The organism is bacterium (assembly GCA_013360195.1).
Classification (GTDB): domain Bacteria; phylum Electryoneota; class RPQS01; order RPQS01; family RPQS01; genus JABWCQ01.
In genome coordinates, this window is sequence record JABWCQ010000002.1 from 1 (window position 1) to 17,591 (window position 17,591).

The window sequence follows — 17,591 nt, forward strand, 5'->3', positions numbered from 1 at the left end:
AGCTATGAGGACTTTCCACCAAGCGGGGGTAATTATACCTACAGTGCACAAGCTATTGGTGATTGCGGAGCTTCGAATGTGCTTGATAACGTCTCAGGGCAACTTCTTGACTACCCAATGGGTCCTGCAGAAGCATCAGCAATATCGGACAGTTGCGAGACCATTACTGTCAGTTGGGTTCCCGCTTTAGGAGACTTTGGATACTATGAGGTCTTTCGCGACGGTGTTTTGCTGGCGACCCTTCCAAACACTTCTGTAAGCTACGAAGATGCGAACGCCGTTGGTGGGAATACCTACGCCTATACGGTCGTTGCCGTCAATGACACATGCGGAGCCAGCATGGATTCGACAACGGTTGAAATCGAGCTGGTGCCCGGTTCACCTCCGGCGGCACCGGAAGTGGTGATCACGACGGAGGGGCTTGATGCGCACTTGAGTTGGTCGGTTGTGGATACTTCCGTGAGCGGGTGCGCGGTGAGCGGCTTATGGTATGCGGTGTTCTATTCACCGACTTCGGGCGGGCCGTTCTATTATCATGGGTGGACGCCGGACACGACCTACACGCATGAGGGTGTAGTGAATTTCTCCGCGACGCAGTTTTATCAGGTGACGGCGGTGGATGCGCCGAGTGCACTCGCAAGTTCGTTTGTGAAGGGAATGGAGATGGGAGAGGTTTTGGGGAAAATAGGAAAGAGGAAATAGGAAATAGGAAAGAGGAAAGAGGAAAGAGGAAAGGCGGATTCCGGCGGGGAACCGCGACGCTAAATCCACGCTCGGCGAAGCTGGCCTCGCATGGCCCCCCGCTGAAGCGAGGGGAAACAGAGCAGAGGGGTCCTTCACTAAATCCCCGCTCGGCGAAGCTGACCTCGCTTGGCACCCCGCTGAAGCGAGGGAAACAGAGCAGAGGGGTCCTTCGCAAAATCCCAGCACGGCGAAGCTGGCCTCGCTTGGCCCTCCGCTGAAGCGAGGGGAAACAGAGCAGAGGGGTCCTTCACTTCGTTCAGGATGACATAGGGCTTTACAGTTCGGTTCGCAATTCGGGTGTTACGAGTGTCCCATTCAGGAACTAATCGACACGAGTGTAGGTTTAGCAATACGGAACGAAACATACTCCCTTAACTCGCACCTTGACAAGGCGGGGGGAAATGCTTATATTCCCTGTTGTTAGAAACCCAGAAAGGAAGCTATAAATGGCAAAGAAACAGACCTTTACCGACAAGTTGTCGAAGGTAAAGTCGTCCGGTGCGAAGCACTGCCCGGTGTGTAATGAGATCCAGACTTCGGTGCGCGTACGTGAATTTGTTACGGAAGGCGGCCGCCGGAATCAGACCTCGAGGATGGTCAAGGTGTGCAAGTGCAACTCTGCTGAGGTGTACGGTTAAGCCTTTGCAGCGGATCGTCATCGCAACGAACAACCCGAATAAGTTCCGCGAGATTCAGGAGAAGCTGACCGGCCAGCCGGTGGAGCTCTTGAGCCTCGCGGATTTTTCATTGCCAGCGACCGTGGAAGACCAGCCGGATTTACTGGGGAATGCCATCAAGAAGGCGCGGGAAGCTGCCCGCGGGACGGGACTTTGGGCACTGGCTGATGACACGGGACTTGAAGTGGAGGCACTCGGTGGTGCACCGGGAGTCTATTCTGCGAGGTATGCCGGAGAGGGGGCGACGTATGCGGACAACTGCGCAAAGCTCTTACGAGAAATGGCCGATGTGCCGGATGACAAACGGCAGGCGAAATTCCGGGCGGTGATTTGTCTGACGACGGAGGACGGAACCTATTGTACTGAGGGGAGGCTGGAGGGGCGTATTACCCGCGAGGCTCGTGGTGACAAGGGATTTGGATATGACCCGGTGTTTGAACTGGCTGACGGACGGACTTTGGCGGAGCTTGAGATGAGCGAAAAAAACCGCCTGTCACATCGTGGACTGGCGGTTGAGAAGATGATGAAGCTGCTGAAATTTCTGCTCTCAGATTCCGGCAGGGAGCCGCTGCGTGCTTGACAAGCACTTCGCTGAATCCCTGCCCGGCGAATGAAGACTCACCCCCGAACCCCCTCCGCTTAAGCGAGGGGGAATTTTGTATCAGAAGGTGACCATTGTTTCAATGCGGACGGTGCGATAGGTGTCGCCGTTGGCATAGGTGACGCGGTGGTCATAGACGATGTTGACGTTGTGCGCGATGCCAAAGAAGACCTTGCCGCCGTAAATGGTGCCGTCAGAGAGTTCGTTAAAGAACTCAGGTTGATTGGGCTGATAGAAGTAGCCCGCGACCTTGCGAATTTTGGAGGGATTTTCGGGCGGAGTCGCGGCGGCCTCACCGTAGAAAGTTTTGCCGGAGGGATAGTTTTCGCCGTGCATGTCCAAGGCCCAGCCGTAGAGATAGCCGATGTCGGTGAAGGAGAGTGTCAAATCTCCGTAGAAGCCCTCGGCTTTGCCGAGGCCTTTCAGGACGGATTCCTTGGTGGCGTAGGTGCTGTCACCGACGACTTGGGCCCGCTCGAGTTCGTAGGAAAAATCGAAATAATTTCCTATGAACTCTTTTTCGTAACGGCGATACTCAAGACCAATTTCGACGGGATGAAAGACTGCGCGCAAACCGGGAAAGGCCCAGCCCCAGCCGAAGTCGTGAACTTGCGCGGCTTGTGCGTAGCCCCAGAGGGAAAATTTCCTGGGCCGCAAGAGGGGAAGCCCAACATCAATGCCGGTCATCATCATTTCATCGGTGCGGTTTCGATAGTCCTCAGGGAGACGATAGATATCGGGCAGATAGCCCCATTCGATGAGCTGAGCGATCTCTTCAGGTGTGAGCAGGTTCATGATCTCCTGCACACGCACGCGGTCGTCGATGTCGCCGAATAAATCAAGGCGATTGGGAACGCCGTCGTCGTCGGAATCGGCGAGACCGGCGTATTGATTTCCGTCGAGAGCGAGAGTGCCGCCGATGGTGAGATTGGATTTGGGAACGGGTTTCAGAGCTACGCGCGCAGCGACCACACCGGGGCCGTCGAGTTCGCGGATGTTGTTGGTCATAGCTTGGAAGGAGAGAAACCCTTTCTTGCCGGCTTCACCTTCGACATATGTACCGACTCGCTTAATCTCGGGATATTGAACGGTGTTGGCATAGCGGTGCATGACGATGCCATAGCCGAGCGTGACGTTGTCGAGGGCTCCGACCCGCAGGTAAAGCGGATCGCCGGGCGCACCGTAGCGGATGTAGTAGATTTTTTCGACGGCATCAAGGGGCTCGTCCCACTCATCCTCTTTGAGATTTCCTTCCTCGTCCATGCGCACGGTCAGGTCGAGTCCGACTCCCCATTTTCCGAGAGGGACATCCGGTCTGAGGCCGAATTGCTGATAGAGTTTGCCGTTAATGATGACCATGCCGATGGTGCCGTTCCAGCGAATCTTATTGCCTGTGGCGGCGGCTCCGCGGTAGGGAGGATCGAAGGCCGGGTCGAGAGCCTCCTGCGCGGACGCGGAAAGCGCGGCTGCGAACAGGGCGGCAAGCAAGCAGAGGAATCGGAATTGTGGGGCCATAATGATGGTTAAGTTACATAAAATCGCATGGTTTGTCAAGCGTAAGCGTATAAGAAAACTTGCATTTTGGGGGTATAAAGGTTATATTTATTGGCTATGACAGGAATTGTATATCTGGATAATGCGGCCACGACTCAGCCTGATCCTGCGGTGGTCGCGGCAATGTCGGACGCCCTTGCGGAAACGTGGGGTAATCCATCAAGTGTTCATGAGCGAGGCAAGCAGGCAAAGATGGCGGTGGAGACGGCTCGCAATTGGATTGCGAAGCTGGCCGGATGTCACGCGGACGAAGTGTATTTTACTTCCGGTGGGACAGAAGCGGATAATTGGGCACTTGAAGGCGCAATGGATGCGAGCGATAATTCGCACAATCACTTTGTGGTTTCTTCGATCGAGCATCATGCCGTATTGGATTGCGCAAAGGCCTTGGACAAAGCGGGCGCGATGATGTCCATCGTACCCGTTTCGAAGGATGGGTATGTTGATCCCGCGGACGTTGAGAAAGCAATTCGCCCAGAGACTATCCTTGTTTCGGTGATGCATGTGAACAATGAGCTGGGGACGATACAGCCGATTGAGAAAATCGGGGAGATTTGCAGGCGGCGGGGCGTTCTGTTTCACAGCGATTGTGTACAGAGTTTTGGGAAGCTGCCGCTGAATTTCTCGTCCATGGAATTAGACATGATATCGATATCAGCGCACAAGATTCACGGCCCGAAGGGGAGTGGTGCGTTAATCGTGCGACGGGGAACGCAGCTTGGGAGAAGACAGCACGGGGGCAGTCAGGAACGCGGACGGCGGACGGGCACGGAGAATGTTGCGGGGATAGTCGGTTTTGGCAAGGCGGCAGAACTCTGTCTTGAGAACATGCGAAGCGAAGGTGAGGGAATCAGAAAACTGCGTGACGCGTGTGAGCGTGAGTTGAGGTCAAGGATTGCCGACCTTATTGTAAACGGAGGCAGCGAGAGAGCAGCCAACATTCTGAGCGTTCGAGTGCCGGGCTGTGACGGCGAAGAGCTGTTAATCGCGCTGGACATGCAGGGAATATGCGTTTCGACGGGGGCCGCGTGCAGTGCAGGTGCGACCGGAGCCTCGCATGTCATGATGTCGCTTGGCCTGAGCACCGAAGAGGCAAGGTCGAGTCTGCGAATCAGTTTTGGACGGTTCTCCAAAGAATCCGATGTCAGGGCACTGGTCGAAGCATTGCCGAAAATCGTTACACGACAGCGGGAACATCGTCGAGCAACGGCATGAGAAAGTCTTCGCCGCTGAAATGGTTTGTGATTTCCGCCGCACTGTTCACAGTTGTGGGATGGACAGTTTATTTGATTACTCAGAAGAACAACGAGCAGAAGTTTTCTGTAGAGCGATTGTGGCAGGAGCGGGCCACGCTGACCAAGAGTGACATGCGGTTTGTGTCACGCGGCAAGGATTTCGGTCACTATGTCATTCGTGCTGTGGGGGAGAAGGGGGACACGGTGGAGGCGGCATACAGGGTGCCAGCAAACAGCCGGAAGCTGAAGTCATTGTTGTGGGTGTATGACTCCCCAAGTGACGTGAATTTGAGCGCCATTCTTGACGGCAACACCCGTGCGCAGCATGCGGCGGTCGTTGCATACAACGTGCATCGCTGCTTTGAACGAGACGAGAATGGTGAAATCAATTCTTCGCGCGCCAATTTGTTCAACGGTCTCTGGAGAACCCGGCGGGACATAGATTTGATACTTCAATTGTTGAAGAAACATCAGGTGCTGGACAGTACGCTTAATTTCGTTGCGGGTCAAGGGAACGCAGTTACACCGCTGCTGGGTGCGCTGGCGAAACAGCCGCACAGTATCCGCGAAGTCGCGCTGATAGAGGCATCAAGCGGCTTGACGGAATGGGGCAAGATGGATGAATCCGGTTTTGCGACTTCTTACAAATTTGCACTTGAGGGACTTGGTCGAAAGCGAGTGTTGATAGAACCGGAAGGAGCCGAGCCTTTTCAGTGGGAAGAGGGAGGGAACAGGCTTAGCGGCGATATCCTAAGCATGGGGGCCCTGGCAGGAGTATCCAGTACGGACCGCTTGCGAGCCGGAATTGAAACGGCATTAATATGGGCAGTGGGAGGCGATACGACATCAGTACCGGTCCGGCCGGACACGACATTCACAAAAGTAGTCAAAGTGGCATCATAAGATGACGACAGCAGCTCCAGCGATTCATACAAACTCAAAGACCGCAGTGAAGACAACGGTGGCGGTTGCCATGTCCGGCGGCGTGGACAGCTCGGTGGCAGCTGCCCTGCTCGTGGACGAGGGCTATGACGTCATTGGTCTGACGATGCATCTTTGGACGGATGAAAAAGGTCAGGAGATGTCGCTAAACCGTGCGAGCGGATGCTGTAGTATCACAATGGCACAGGATGCGCGTGCGGTTTCAGACAGGCTGGGAATAAAGCACTATGTGCTGAATTTGTCCAAGGAATTTCACGGCTCCGTCGTTGAGAATTTTGCAGGAGAGTATTTGGCCGGAAGGACGCCAAATCCCTGTGTCCGCTGCAATACCTTTGTTAAGTGGCAGACATTGCTTGACAAGGCACAGAAGCTTGGATGTGAGTATCTTGCAACAGGGCACTACGCACGAGTGCAGAAGACCGGGGACAGGGCTATGCTATTGAGGGCTCGGTATCTTGAAAAGGACCAGTCTTATGCCTTGTGGGGTCTCTCGCAGCACAGCTTACATCAAACGTTGTTTCCGTTGGGGGATTTGCCGAAGTCGCGGGTCAGAGAGCTCGCTCGCGGACTTGAATTAGTAACGGCTGATAAGCCAGAGAGTCAGGATATTTGCTTCGTGCCGGACAACAACTACCGCCGCTTTCTGCAGGACAATTTCGCAATGGAATTGAAGGTACTGGGGGGTGGTGAGTTCATCGGTCCGGACGGGCGAGTGCTCGGGCACCATGAGGGTATAACAAACTTCACAGTTGGTCAGCGCAAGGGGCTGGGATTATCCGCAGGTCGGCCGCTTTATGTCAAGCGTATCGAGCCGGAGACTGACCGGGTATATTTGGACTACGATGAGAATTGTCTGGATTCAGTCGCGTTTGGTCATGACACGAATTGGGTGTCGATTCCGCGACCGTCCGATCCCGTCAAATGCGATGTGAAGGTCAGGTATCGGAGCGAAGCGGTGGCTGCAATCGTTACGTCATTGCCGGACGGCAAGGTGAGAATCGAGTTCGACACGCCCGTACGGGCGGTAACGCCGGGTCAGTCAGCGGTATTTTACGACGGGGACATCGTGCTTGGTGGAGCAATACTTACCAGTATTGAAGGAGTCTCTCAATGAGCAAGCAAGGTTCATTTCCTCGAGTGACGGCACCACAAATAGTGGCCTGCAAGTCAGAAGGGAGAAAGATTGTCGGCCTGACCGCGTATGACGCAATCTTTGCGGCCCTTGAAGAAGAGGCCGGAGTGGATTTTCTCCTTGTCGGGGACAGCGCGGGTAACGTGGTTGCCGGTCACGCGACCACGATTCCGATGACGATGGATTCGATGCTATTCCTAACGCGGTGTGTTTCTCGCGGCACATCGAGAGTAATGGTAGTGGCGGATATGCCGTTCGGTTCGTTTCAGGTATCAGCAGAAGAAACTGTGCGCAATGCGATACGATTCTTGAAAGAGGGTGGTGCGCAAGCGGTGAAGATAGAGGGCGGCGGATATCTTGTGCCAACGGTGAAACGGCTTGTGGAGGCAGGGATTCCAGTCATGGGACATTTGGGGCTGACGCCGCAAATGATAAATGTGTTCGGCGGATATGGAGTCAAGGCGACCACTGAGAAGGAAGGCAAACAGCTGCTTCTCGAAGCGCTGGCACTGGAGGAAGCCGGCTGCTTTGCCATTGTACTGGAGAAAATCCCGGCCAGTCTTGCCGAGAAGGTTTCCAAGCACCTTCGCATACCGACCATAGGTATCGGTTCTGGCGTAAATTGCGACGGGCAGATACTGGTGAATTATGACTTGCTTGGAATATTTGACAAGTTCAAGCCAAGATTCGTCCGGCATTACATGAATGGGGCAGACCTAGTCAGGAACGCGGTTTCAAACTGGGTAAATGACGTGCGGGAAGGGGCATTTCCCACAGCAAGTGAGTCTTATGAGGCTCCGGAAACTAATGAAGAGAGTAAGGCTGAGAAACGCAGCCGCAAAGCATAGTGAAATTGCTAAAGACTCGCGCCGAGCTCAACGATGAGCTTGAACCGTTCTGGAAGTGTGCAGCGCGAATAAGCTTGATTCCGACGATGGGCGCCCTGCATGAAGGACATATGAGTCTTGCGCGCTTGTGCGGTCCGTGTGACGTCCGGGTACTGAGCATTTTCGTGAACCCCACACAGTTCGGTCCGAATGAGGATTTGACAAGATACCCCCGGACATTGGAAAACGACATTGAACTTTGCGAGCATGAGGGCATTGACTTTGTGTTCGCACCGTCGGTTGATGACATGTACCATTCAGATTCGGGTATTACTGTTAATCCCGGGGCGATGGGCAAGGTATGGGAAGGTGCAATACGCCCGGGGCACTTCGAAGGAGTATTGACAATTGTTGCAAAACTCTTACATCTTGTCCGGCCGGATGCGGCGAATTTCGGTGAGAAGGACTTTCAGCAGCTTACGCTGATTCGCGCGATGTGCAGGTCACTGGACTGGCCGGTAAGCATAGTTGCAGGACAGACGTTGCGTGAATCGGACGGTCTTGCCATGTCTTCACGAAACCGCTTTTTGAAAGAATCTGAGCGTGCGCAGGCAAGCGTTCTTTACAAGGCCTTGCTCACAGGCCGCGACTTGATTCGGAGTGGCGAGAGGGACGTTGAGAAAGTCAAGCAAATCATGTTGGCGGATGTCAGCAAGTCAGCCGACGCGCAAGTCGAGTATCTAACAGGTGTAAATAGCGAAACACTTGTGGAAGAGGCGATTGTGCCTGAGAACGCAAGACTGATAGGTGCGATTCGGTTGGGCAGTGTTAGATTGATTGATAATATGGCAGTTTACGACGCTTGAGCGGAACATTCAACCAAGTAAAGAAGTTTTTCTAGTGATGGATTCAACGCTGTCCGTGGTTATCCTTGCGGCCGGGAAGGGCACCCGCATGAATAGTGACCTCCCAAAGGTACTGCATGAACTTGCCGGGAGGCCGTTGATCCTGCGGGTGCTTGATACTGCAGCCAAGCTTGGTGCGGGTCAAACGATTGTGGTCGTGGGGCACATGCGCGCACTGGTCGAGCAGACGGTGCGAGATATTGCCACGGGTACGGTTGTACAGGATCCACCTCTGGGCACTGGCCATGCGGTCTTGCAGGCGGAAGAGGCGATTTCACCAAATTGTCAGGAAATTCTGATTTTGTCAGGTGACGTCCCACTTCTCCGTTCCGAGACCTTGACGGAGTTGATCAGGTGTCATCGTGAGGGCGGAGCGGATCTGACCGTTCTTTCCACAACGGCACCCAATCCGTTCGGTTACGGCCGGATAGTCCGTGACCTTGATGGTGAATTTACGGGAATTGTCGAGGAAAAGGACGCCACGACCGAGCAGCGTAACATTAGTGAAATCAATAGCGGAGTTTATCTGGCGAAGCGAGAACCGCTTTTTCAGGCATTGCACAAAGTAACCCCTCACAATGCCAAGGGGGAGTATTATCTTACGGACATCGTGGGGATTCTTGGCAAAGCCGGCAGAGTGACTCAGGCGGTGAACTGTGCGGAGTTTGGGGAGTTACAGGGGATAAATACACCCGCGGAATTGGCCGAGGCGGAAGCCGTTTGGCTCGCCCGCCAATCGGCCTGAAGTGTTGATTATTATGAGGTTTGTGCTTATCTTTAGGAATACTCAAACGAGGTTGGAGAAGTCTATGCGGTCGATTACGGCAGCGTGCTTGTTGATTTGCGTTCTTTCGCTACATGCGTTGGGGCAATACCGAACGCAACCGACGAGTGGTTCGACGTCCGAGTACCTCCGGAGTCATGAACAGGGTCTTGGCTTGAACGGAGTCAAGGGTCTGCTTGATCCGTCTCGAATGCACATGTCGCATTCGGTAAGTTTTGGTTACGCAAACGGCGGTGGGACAAGCGTCTCCCGCGGGTTGTACATGAATAGGCTGGATTATCAGATATCGGCGCCGTTAAGCGTGACAACGCATCTCGGTTATCAATTTCAGCCGAGCGGACCAGCGGAGTGGAATCCAGCAAGAACCGGGAATGACTTTGTCGGAGCGGTTGACCTGAATTGGCAGCCGAGCAAGAATTCTCTTTTTCGATTGTCAGTTGCGAAAGGGATGACTCCATATCGTGGCTGGGAGTACAATAGCTATGACTACTACTCACCATGGCAGTTTCCCGGCCGTCCGTGAGCCGGCATGCTTTTGACTGATGCTCGACTGACCGTTTCGTTAATCACTCGCCCGCCAAATCGGTTGGCCACTATTAGCGACCGAGAGTCCTGAGATCTCGGTCATTTTTTTGAACCGGTGCCCAGGCGTTTTTATCCCCAATATGAAAATAACACCGGACGCCGTCGGGTGCAGACTGGCACTGGATGGCGGCTATTGCTTTTTGTCATTTTACCGTTTGTTCTAATTCTGCTTGGCGTTGGTTTGTTTCGCGGGAATTCCGAGACCAGCAAGAGCCTTGAAAGACGATCGATCGGATCGACCGATGACATAGCTGGAAACCGGTCGGGTGAATTGCTCGATCAAATTGCTCAGATGCCGCCAGCGGAAGTTGATTCACCTTTTGCCGATTTGCTATTGGAAGCAGATGAGGCACATGTTCCCAAGGATTCAGGGGTGGCGGAAGAGATTGGCGATGAAGAAAAGGCAGAGGAAGGCGAAACATCTTCGGAGGAAGCAATGCCGAGGATTACTCTTTTCAATGGCTGCGGTGTCAAAGGGATAGGGGCCAGGGCCAAGTCAGCTCTTGAAGCGATGGGTTTTGAGGTTGTGGAAGTGCGCAATGCGCGTAACTTTGACTACGGTCGAAGCGAAGTATTAGACAGGCGACAGGACTTGAAGAACGGCACAACGGTGGCGGAGCGGCTTGGGATTGTTCCGGCACTTACAGCTTGGGACACCACGAGAAGTGATCGAAATTCAGACGTGTCACTGATTGTGGGATCAGATTACAAGAAGCTAAATTGGAAGATTAGGTAATAAAGTGTACGGAGAACGCGACTGAGCACGGTTCGACCATTGGAGCTTGCCAAGCATGCCGCATTGGCGGCGCTTGAGAAAAAAGCTCTCGATGTCAGGATACTCGACCTGACCAAACTTGACACGGTTACGGATTACTTTGTGGTCTGCACGGGCGAAGTGAATCAGCAGGTGCGTGCTATAGCCACGCATATCGAGAAAAGCGCGCGCGAGCATGTCGGCGAGAAGGTCTTTCACAAGGAAGGAATGGACTCGCTGAATTGGGTACTCTTGGACTTTGTGGACGTGGTCGTTCACGTATTCCGGCCGAGTTTCCGGGATTATTACCGGCTTGAGGACCTATGGAGCGACGCGGATGTCATCGAAGTGAGCGATGAAGAAGGTTTTGTCGAAGTATCGCGCACAGGTCATGTTGCCAAATCGAAGAAAGCGCTGACAACCGGCAACGCGACAAAGAAGAGTGCGAAGAAAGCTGTCAAGAAGGCAGCAAAGAAAGCAGCAAAGAAAGCTGTAAAGAAGCGCGCGAAGAAGTCAGTGGGTACATCTGTAAGCAAGACACCAGCCAAGAAGAAGGCAGTCAAGAAGGCGGCCAAGAAACCTGCCGCCAAAAAGAAGTCCAATTTGGCGTGAAGCGGGTACACGAGCATATACAGTCGGCCATTTCAAATGTTTTGGCGAAGCAGGGTGTGTCTTCGCCGACGGTCACTTTGGAAAAACCGCGCGATCCGGCACACGGGGATATCGCCACCAACGCGGCACTTGTACATGCAAAGCTTCTTGGCAAACCGCCTCGTCAGATTGCGGAGATGATCGTTGCGGGTCTTGATCTGGATGAGGGATTGTGCAAATGCGAAGGCGTCGCCGGCCCGGGTTTCATAAATTTTCGTTTTGCTGACAAGTACTTGCAGTCGATAGCCGCTCTGGCTATCAATCGATCGGATGAGTTTGGAGATTCGCGAGATTTATCGGGCAAGCGAATCTTGATTGAGTTTGTGTCGGCGAATCCGACCGGCCCGCTGAATGTGGTAAGCGCACGCGCAGCGGCAGTCGGGGACAGTCTGAAGCGGATATTCACAGCACTGGGGGCGGAGTGCGATTCAGAGTTCTACGTGAACGACGCAGGGAATCAGGTCGAATTGCTCGGCAAGTCGGTTTATGCACGGTACGCCAATATTTTCGGCCGAGAGTCGGAGATTCCTGAAGGCGGATATCATGGCGAGTATATCACCGAGTTTGCAAGTAGTCTTGCAGAGCAGCAAGGCGACAGATTCCTGAACGATCCGGATGCAGCGGAGAAGCTCGGTGTTTTGGCCATTGAACGTCACGTATCAATGCACGAAAAGTCGCTTGCGATTTTTCGAGTTGAGATGGACAACTGGTTTCGAGAAAGCAGTCTGAGAAAGTCTGGGTCCGAGTGGAAGGCCTTGGAGGCATTGGAAAGGCGAGGAGCCATTTTTGACAAGGATGGGGCAAAGTTTGTCAGAACATCTGAGTTTGGCGACGGACAGGACTGGGTCGTCGTCACGTCGCAAGGCAAACCGACCTACTTTTTGCCTGATATCGCTTATCATTGGGACAAGTTTCGGCGCGGATATCATCATATCATAGATATACTTGGTCCGGATCATCATGCGTACCTGACCAAGATGGCCGCGGCGATGAAGGCACTTGGCGAGGATTCGTCCCGGCTCGAGATCATGCTGCTGCAGCACATAAACCTGCTTCGTGACGGTGAACCGGTAAAGATGTCAAAGCGAGCGGGCAAGCTTATTGAAATGGATGAGTTGCTTGAAGAGGTTGGGGTAGATGCGGCACGCTATTTCTTTCTCTTACGAAGGACATCGACACCGCTGGACTTTGATATCGAGCTTGCCAAGCGGCAGTCAGACGACAATCCTGTATTCTATGTGCAGTATGCACATGCGAGAATAGAGTCCATTTTCAGACGAAGCGAGGTCCCGGTACCGGAGATTCCTGAAAACTTGGAACTCTTGACCCATGAGGAGGAGCTTGTCTTGTTGCGGAGACTCCGTGAATTGAACGACGTCCTGTATGAATGCGCGTTCAGTCGCGATCCCCATGCCTTGACAAATTGGCTTAGAGAAGTATCGGCTCAGTTTCACAGATTTTATCATCATTGCAGGGTATTGACGACACCGCCGGAGCTGCAGGCTGCGCGGTTGTGTCTCTGCCGTGCGACACAAATCGCTTTGCAGCGCGGCTTGACGCTCTGCGGAGTATCAGCACCTACGGAGATGTAGCATTGGGACAGAGAAGTTCTAGCAAGACGCGAAGGTTGAATAGCGGCGGAAAACCGGATGTCGTTGTCGTAGGCAGCGTTGCCATTGACGTTTTACATACACCGATTGTCGAAGGAAAAGTCGTGCTTGGCGGTTCGGCGTTTCACTTTTCAAATGCGGCATCACGATTTGCAAAGGTGGGTATGGTCGGTGCGGTTGGCGAGGACTATCCCTTCGAGCAAGCGGAATTCCTGCGGCGTCGTGGCGTAGATTTTCACGGTGTGGAAGTGAAGCCAGGCCAGACCTTTCTTTGGGAAGGTCGATACCACGAAGGGTTTCGCACCAGGGAAACGATTCGAACAGAGCTAGGGGTGTTTGAGCACTTTTCGCCGAGTCTGCCGGCAGGCTACCGAACGCCTGACATCCTGTTTCTGGCGGCAATTGAGCCAAGGCTGCAGCTAGACGTACTCAGGCAGGTAAAGCGGCCCAAACTCGTCGCAATTGACACTTTCAAACTCTGGATTGACATTGCTCGGCAGGACTTTCTAAAGGTACTTGGAAAGGTTGACCTTTTGTTTGTTGACGAATTTGAAGCACTGTGGTTAACGGAGTCTTCAAACTTAATCGGAGCGGCGCGTGAGCTGTTGAGAATGGGGCCGAAGTGGGTGATTGTCAAAAAGGGCGAGCACGGCAGCTTCTTGATAGGTCCAAATGGTGTGTTCATGTCTCAAACATATCCCGTTGAACAGGTGATTGATCCGACGGGTGCGGGGGATTCGTATGCGGGAACGCTTCTGGGCTACCTTGCGGCATGCGGGACAGTAACTGACACAAACATTCGCCGCGGAATGCAATGGGCAAGTGTTATCGGGTCGTTTTATGTGGAAGGATTCGGCCCGGACGGTTTGAAAGACCGCACGCGCGCGGAGTTGATTGACCGCTACAATGCATTGCAGTCCATGACTCGAGTACCATGAGCAAAGTTACCCCGCTCAAATGGGCAGGCGAGGAGTTGTTAATCTTAGATCAGAGATTGCTGCCCAAGCAGGAGAAATGGATCCGGGCAAAAAGTGCAGAGACGGTCGCAAAGGCGATTGAGAGTCTTGCCGTGCGCGGGGCGCCTGCCATCGGGATTGCTGCGGCCTATGGAGTCGCTCTTGCGGCAGTTTCCTCAGGAGGGAACTGCAAGAAAGTCACGTCGGCGATTGACCGTTTGAGGATTACGAGACCGACCGGGTTCAATCTGTTTTGGGCGCTGCAAAGAATGCACGCTTGTGTATCACCGGATGAAAGAACTCCGGTCGCCCGCATTGTTCGCGAGGCAAAGGCGATTCATCGTGAAGATGCAGACGCATGCCAGCGGATGGGTGAATTAGGTGCGCGACAAATCAGACGCGGCGAGGGGATTCTGACTTACTGTAACACGGGTGCGTTGGCGACAGGTGGGATAGGTACCGCGCTTGGCGTCATAAGGACGGGTTACAGTCAAGGAAAAGTGCGTGAAGTTTATGCGTGCGAGACCCGTCCTGTCGGTCAGGGAGCGCGGCTAACAGTGTGGGAGTGCGCAAAAGACGGGATTCCGGTTACATTGATTTGCGACAACATGGTTGCTGCATTGATGTCGATGGGGAAGGTGCAGCGGGTTTTTGTTGGCGCAGACCGGATTGCTCGAAACGGAGACACGAGCAACAAGATCGGCACGAGGGGTGTTGCCATACTTGCGCACGAATTCGGAATTCCTTTTCACGTGGTAGCGCCGAGTTCGACGTTCGATCTGGACATTGCGAGTGGAAGAGAGATTCGCATTGAAGAACGTTCAGCGGCGGAGGTTCTGAAGGCTACTGCAGGACTTAACAATGTCAAAGGCATGCGCGTGTGGAACCCGGCCTTTGACGTCACACCTTCCAAGTACATTACTTCAATAATCTCAGAGCGGGGAGTCCACCGAGCACCTTTTCGCTTTGGGAAGTTGAGATAACGGTTCCAAACCAAATTTGAGTGAGATTGAGCATGAAGCGCATCATTACATTTATTATCCTGATGAGCGTCGGCGCTGCTGCTGCGTTCGCTGGAATGGAATTGCAGTCAGCGAAGATATACAAGAAACAGGGTGAGATTGCGAAGGCGATTGAGTTTTACGATCAGGCGGTTGGAAAGGAGCCTGACAATGCCGAGGCGTTGTTTGAGCGGGGCGAACTACTGGGTATGATCGCGATGGACAATGTACACACGGGATTGCGTAAGAAGCTTGCCGGTGAATCAACAGATGCGCAAAGAAGTGTTTTGGAGCGTGCTATTGCTGATTTCAAGGGAGTGCGCGAGCTGTCGGCGAGCGGTGACAAGAAGGCGAAAAAGTTTGAGTCAAAGATACAAGACATCATAGAGCGTTACTGGTGGGAATTTTACAGTAAGGCCGTTGCAGCGGATTCGAGTTACCGTGCCATGGAAGGGGCGAATAGCATGGAAAACGCGACGGTTGTCGTCGAGCAAGGGTTGAAGGCGGCCGAGACCGCCATCATGATTGACCCCGAGCATTGGAGCAGCAGATTCGTGTATGCACAGCTGAAGGGTTTTCAGGAGCGGGACGAGAGCTTTGTCAAGGCCTGGGAGGAAGCTGGAACGGCCCTTGAGAATTCTGATTTGAAGACCAAAGAGCCGGAGAATTACAAGAACAACAGGTATTACGTACAACTGCAGTTGATTCAGCATTACTATTCGTCGCAGGATTACTTGAAGACTATCGAGATGGCGGACAGGATGCTCACCGAGGATCCCGGTTCGGTAGAAGCTGTCCAGTACAAGGCGTTTTCGCTCGCGACAATGGCCAATGATGAGGACCGGTCGCAGGCAGAGCGGGATTCGTTGAAGCGAGTAGCTTTGAAGGCATTGAATGATGCGAAAGTGTCCAATCCCGACGACGAGAACATAATCTTTTACATTGGCCAGTTTAATTTGCAATTGGCAGATACATCCGCGGCACTGACGGCATTTGATGAGTTTTTGACGAAGTCACCAAGCGACAGAGACGTACTCTTTACACAAGGTCTGATTTACCTTGAGGGGGAAAAGTATGGGGACCTTGGCAAGGCTGCGGACAAGTTTAAGGCAATCACGGAATCGAGCCCCGAAGACGGCCCTGCGTGGATTAATTATGGTATCGCGCTGATTCGTCAGGGGAAGTCAGAAGAGGGAGCAAGAGCAATTGAGAAAGGCGATTCTCTGTCCAAGGGGCAGTAGGCTCGTCGCAGGATGCCGGAACAAGCGGGTTTGAAGGTTCCTCAACACGTTGCAATCATCATGGATGGCAACGGTCGCTGGGCGGCCGCAAAGGGTCTGACGAAGATCGCGGGGCACAAGGAGGGTGTGAAGTCGGCTCGTGAGATTGTCAGGGTGTCTGGTGAAATCGGTGTGAAGTATCTGACATTGTACACATTCTCGACTGAGAACTTTCGCAGGTCACGAGTCGAAGTGGACGCGCTCATGACACTTCTTGTCACAACGATTGGCAAGGAAGCGCGAAACTTGAACGAGAATAACGTGAAGCTAAGCGTTATTGGGCGACTGGAGGAAGTCTCCGGAGTAACCCGACGGGCACTGGAATCAGCGGTAGAAAAGCTTGCGAGCAATACCGGTCTGCATTTGATTCTTGCGATTGCATACGGCGCCCGGACAGAAATTGTTGATGCGGTCAATCGTATTCTCAGTTCCGGCAAGAGTAGTGTTTCTGATCGAGATATATCTCAGAATCTTTACACTTCGGAGATACCCGATCCGGACTTGATAATCCGAACGTCAGGCGAAATGCGATTGTCAAACTTTCTGTTATGGCAAGCAGCATATTCGGAACTTGTTGTGACTCCCGTACTATGGCCGGATTTTCGACGTGAACAATATCTCAGCGCGATTGAAGAGTATACGCTTCGGGAGCGCCGATTCGGAGCGAGACTGAAATGACTCAAATCGTAAATTGGGAAGAGCGGCTGTCAAGTTCTGACTATGGATTGATGCAGTTGGCGCCATATCCGGTAGCGTCGCCAGCCAGTGTTGACGCTCTTGTTGGTATCGTGCAGCAATGTGCAGAACTGAATTGGCGCGTCCTGCCGATTGGTCAAGGAAGTTCGTTCCCGCAAAACTTTTCACTAAGATCTGAACGAACATTCGCAATCTCAACCTCCAAGCTTCGTGAGATTTGCCGGTTAACAAACGGGAGAACTTACTGTCAGCCGGGAACTCCAGTCCAGCGAGTATTGATAAGCGATCATCCTTTGCACAGAAAGACGATAGGCGGCTTTCTATGCGGAGGCGGTGACTCTTCTGCCCGGAACGCGGTACGGTCATTCTGGCATACCATTCAATGTTTGGAAGTGATTGACGCCAAGGGGAGGACGATGGCGCTACCCGGTCCTGCTTCACCTCAATTTCAACTTGGCCCATCGTCTTCTATTTTGATAGAATCACGCGGCAAGGCCGGAATAATAGTCGGAATTGAGTTCTGCGCGGATGAATTGCCGATAGACACCACCACCAAAAAACTTGTTTCAACTGCAACTGATACGTTGACTTCCCCATTGAGCAGGCAGGCGAGTGTCCGAAGTGCAGACGCTCTCTCTTTATACGACTGGTAGAAGG

The 17,591-nt window shown here is 53.1% G+C and carries 17 protein-coding genes and 1 pseudogene; 17 read left to right on the forward strand and 1 reads right to left on the reverse strand.

From position 1 onward, the window contains the following. Positions 1 to 78: 78 nt before the first annotated feature. Both HUU59_01230 and rdgB read left to right on the forward strand, forming a co-directional pair. Positions 79 to 702, forward strand: coding sequence for a hypothetical protein (locus HUU59_01230; protein NUO18059.1), 624 nt, complete (start codon positions 79 to 81; stop codon positions 700 to 702). 564 nt (positions 703 to 1,266) lie between these two features. Further along, positions 1,267 to 2,001 (forward strand): RdgB/HAM1 family non-canonical purine NTP pyrophosphatase, encoded by a 735-nt coding sequence (gene rdgB / locus HUU59_01235; protein NUO18060.1) that lies wholly within the window; start codon positions 1,267 to 1,269, stop codon positions 1,999 to 2,001. 81 nt (positions 2,002 to 2,082) lie between these two features. Here the strand turns inward: rdgB and HUU59_01240 are convergent, their stop codons facing one another. After that, positions 2,083 to 3,537 (reverse strand): hypothetical protein, encoded by a 1,455-nt coding sequence (locus tag HUU59_01240; GenBank protein ID NUO18061.1) that lies wholly within the window; start codon positions 3,535 to 3,537, stop codon positions 2,083 to 2,085. Between the two features lie 96 nt (positions 3,538 to 3,633). Here HUU59_01240 and HUU59_01245 point away from each other — a divergent pair, with 96 nt between their 5' ends. The 15 genes and pseudogenes from HUU59_01245 to HUU59_01315 all read left to right on the forward strand — a co-directional run bounded on the left by HUU59_01245 (position 3,634) and on the right by HUU59_01315 (position 17,587). Then, complete coding sequence (locus HUU59_01245; protein ID NUO18062.1) at positions 3,634 to 4,791, forward strand: cysteine desulfurase; 1,158 nt, start codon at positions 3,634 to 3,636, stop codon at positions 4,789 to 4,791. Then, positions 4,788 to 5,714, forward strand: a complete 927-nt coding sequence (locus tag HUU59_01250; protein NUO18063.1) for a hypothetical protein — start codon at positions 4,788 to 4,790, stop codon at positions 5,712 to 5,714. The genes HUU59_01245 and HUU59_01250 overlap by 4 nt, the downstream gene beginning before the upstream one ends. Before the next feature lies 1 nt (position 5,715). Continuing rightward, positions 5,716 to 6,867 (forward strand): tRNA 2-thiouridine(34) synthase MnmA, encoded by a 1,152-nt coding sequence (mnmA, locus tag HUU59_01255; GenBank protein NUO18064.1) that lies wholly within the window; start codon positions 5,716 to 5,718, stop codon positions 6,865 to 6,867. Further along, positions 6,864 to 7,733 (forward strand): 3-methyl-2-oxobutanoate hydroxymethyltransferase, encoded by an 870-nt coding sequence (panB, locus tag HUU59_01260; GenBank protein NUO18065.1) that lies wholly within the window; start codon positions 6,864 to 6,866, stop codon positions 7,731 to 7,733. Before mnmA ends, panB begins: the two co-directional genes overlap by 4 nt. After that, positions 7,730 to 8,578, forward strand: a complete 849-nt coding sequence (locus HUU59_01265; GenBank protein ID NUO18066.1) for a pantoate--beta-alanine ligase — start codon at positions 7,730 to 7,732, stop codon at positions 8,576 to 8,578. The genes panB and HUU59_01265 overlap by 4 nt, the downstream gene beginning before the upstream one ends. Before the next feature lie 88 nt (positions 8,579 to 8,666). Further along, the gene (locus HUU59_01270; GenBank protein ID NUO18067.1) at positions 8,667 to 9,362 is read left to right on the forward strand and encodes an NTP transferase domain-containing protein; all 696 of its coding nucleotides are present in this window, start codon (positions 8,667 to 8,669) and stop codon (positions 9,360 to 9,362) included. A gap of 64 nt (positions 9,363 to 9,426) precedes the next feature. Then, the gene (locus HUU59_01275) at positions 9,427 to 9,924 is read left to right on the forward strand and encodes a hypothetical protein (GenBank protein NUO18068.1); all 498 of its coding nucleotides are present in this window, start codon (positions 9,427 to 9,429) and stop codon (positions 9,922 to 9,924) included. Positions 9,925 to 10,092: 168 nt separating this feature from the next. Then, a complete protein-coding gene (locus tag HUU59_01280; protein NUO18069.1) occupies positions 10,093 to 10,722 on the forward strand; it encodes a LytR C-terminal domain-containing protein in 630 nt (209 codons plus the stop codon). Positions 10,723 to 10,743: 21 nt separating this feature from the next. Beyond that, positions 10,744 to 11,106: pseudogene (gene rsfS, locus HUU59_01285) on the forward strand (ribosome silencing factor). A 242-nt stretch (positions 11,107 to 11,348) separates the two neighbouring features. Further along, positions 11,349 to 12,983 (forward strand): arginine--tRNA ligase, encoded by a 1,635-nt coding sequence (locus HUU59_01290; GenBank protein NUO18070.1) that lies wholly within the window; start codon positions 11,349 to 11,351, stop codon positions 12,981 to 12,983. A gap of 2 nt (positions 12,984 to 12,985) precedes the next feature. Further along, positions 12,986 to 13,939 carry a sugar kinase gene (locus HUU59_01295; protein ID NUO18071.1) on the forward strand — a complete coding sequence of 318 codons (954 nt, stop codon included), beginning with the start codon at positions 12,986 to 12,988 and terminating at the stop codon, positions 13,937 to 13,939. Next, the gene (mtnA, locus tag HUU59_01300) at positions 13,936 to 14,940 is read left to right on the forward strand and encodes an S-methyl-5-thioribose-1-phosphate isomerase (protein ID NUO18072.1); all 1,005 of its coding nucleotides are present in this window, start codon (positions 13,936 to 13,938) and stop codon (positions 14,938 to 14,940) included. The genes HUU59_01295 and mtnA overlap by 4 nt, the downstream gene beginning before the upstream one ends. 32 nt (positions 14,941 to 14,972) lie before the next feature. Then, a complete protein-coding gene (locus HUU59_01305; protein NUO18073.1) occupies positions 14,973 to 16,199 on the forward strand; it encodes a tetratricopeptide repeat protein in 1,227 nt (408 codons plus the stop codon). Positions 16,200 to 16,211: 12 nt separating this feature from the next. Then, positions 16,212 to 16,916: a di-trans,poly-cis-decaprenylcistransferase gene (uppS, locus tag HUU59_01310; GenBank protein ID NUO18074.1), complete on the forward strand. Its 705-nt coding sequence runs from the start codon at positions 16,212 to 16,214 to the stop codon at positions 16,914 to 16,916. Continuing rightward, positions 16,913 to 17,587, forward strand: a complete 675-nt coding sequence (locus HUU59_01315; protein ID NUO18075.1) for an FAD-binding oxidoreductase — start codon at positions 16,913 to 16,915, stop codon at positions 17,585 to 17,587. The genes uppS and HUU59_01315 overlap by 4 nt, the downstream gene beginning before the upstream one ends. The last annotated feature ends 4 nt before the right edge of the window (positions 17,588 to 17,591 follow it).

Coding starts and splice junctions, on each gene's coding strand:
- rdgB (NUO18060.1), top strand. CDS start 1,267: ATGAGATCCAGACTTCGGTGCGCGTACGTGAATTTGTTACGGAAGGCG.
- HUU59_01240 (NUO18061.1), bottom strand. CDS start 3,537: ATGGCCCCACAATTCCGATTCCTCTGCTTGCTTGCCGCCCTGTTCGCA.
- HUU59_01245 (NUO18062.1), top strand. CDS start 3,634: ATGACAGGAATTGTATATCTGGATAATGCGGCCACGACTCAGCCTGAT.
- HUU59_01250 (NUO18063.1), top strand. CDS start 4,788: ATGAGAAAGTCTTCGCCGCTGAAATGGTTTGTGATTTCCGCCGCACTG.
- mnmA (NUO18064.1), top strand. CDS start 5,716: ATGACGACAGCAGCTCCAGCGATTCATACAAACTCAAAGACCGCAGTG.
- panB (NUO18065.1), top strand. CDS start 6,864: ATGAGCAAGCAAGGTTCATTTCCTCGAGTGACGGCACCACAAATAGTG.
- HUU59_01270 (NUO18067.1), top strand. CDS start 8,667: ATGAATAGTGACCTCCCAAAGGTACTGCATGAACTTGCCGGGAGGCCG.
- HUU59_01275 (NUO18068.1), top strand. CDS start 9,427: ATGCGGTCGATTACGGCAGCGTGCTTGTTGATTTGCGTTCTTTCGCTA.
- mtnA (NUO18072.1), top strand. CDS start 13,936: ATGAGCAAAGTTACCCCGCTCAAATGGGCAGGCGAGGAGTTGTTAATC.
- HUU59_01305 (NUO18073.1), top strand. CDS start 14,973: ATGAAGCGCATCATTACATTTATTATCCTGATGAGCGTCGGCGCTGCT.
- uppS (NUO18074.1), top strand. CDS start 16,212: ATGCCGGAACAAGCGGGTTTGAAGGTTCCTCAACACGTTGCAATCATC.
- HUU59_01315 (NUO18075.1), top strand. CDS start 16,913: ATGACTCAAATCGTAAATTGGGAAGAGCGGCTGTCAAGTTCTGACTAT.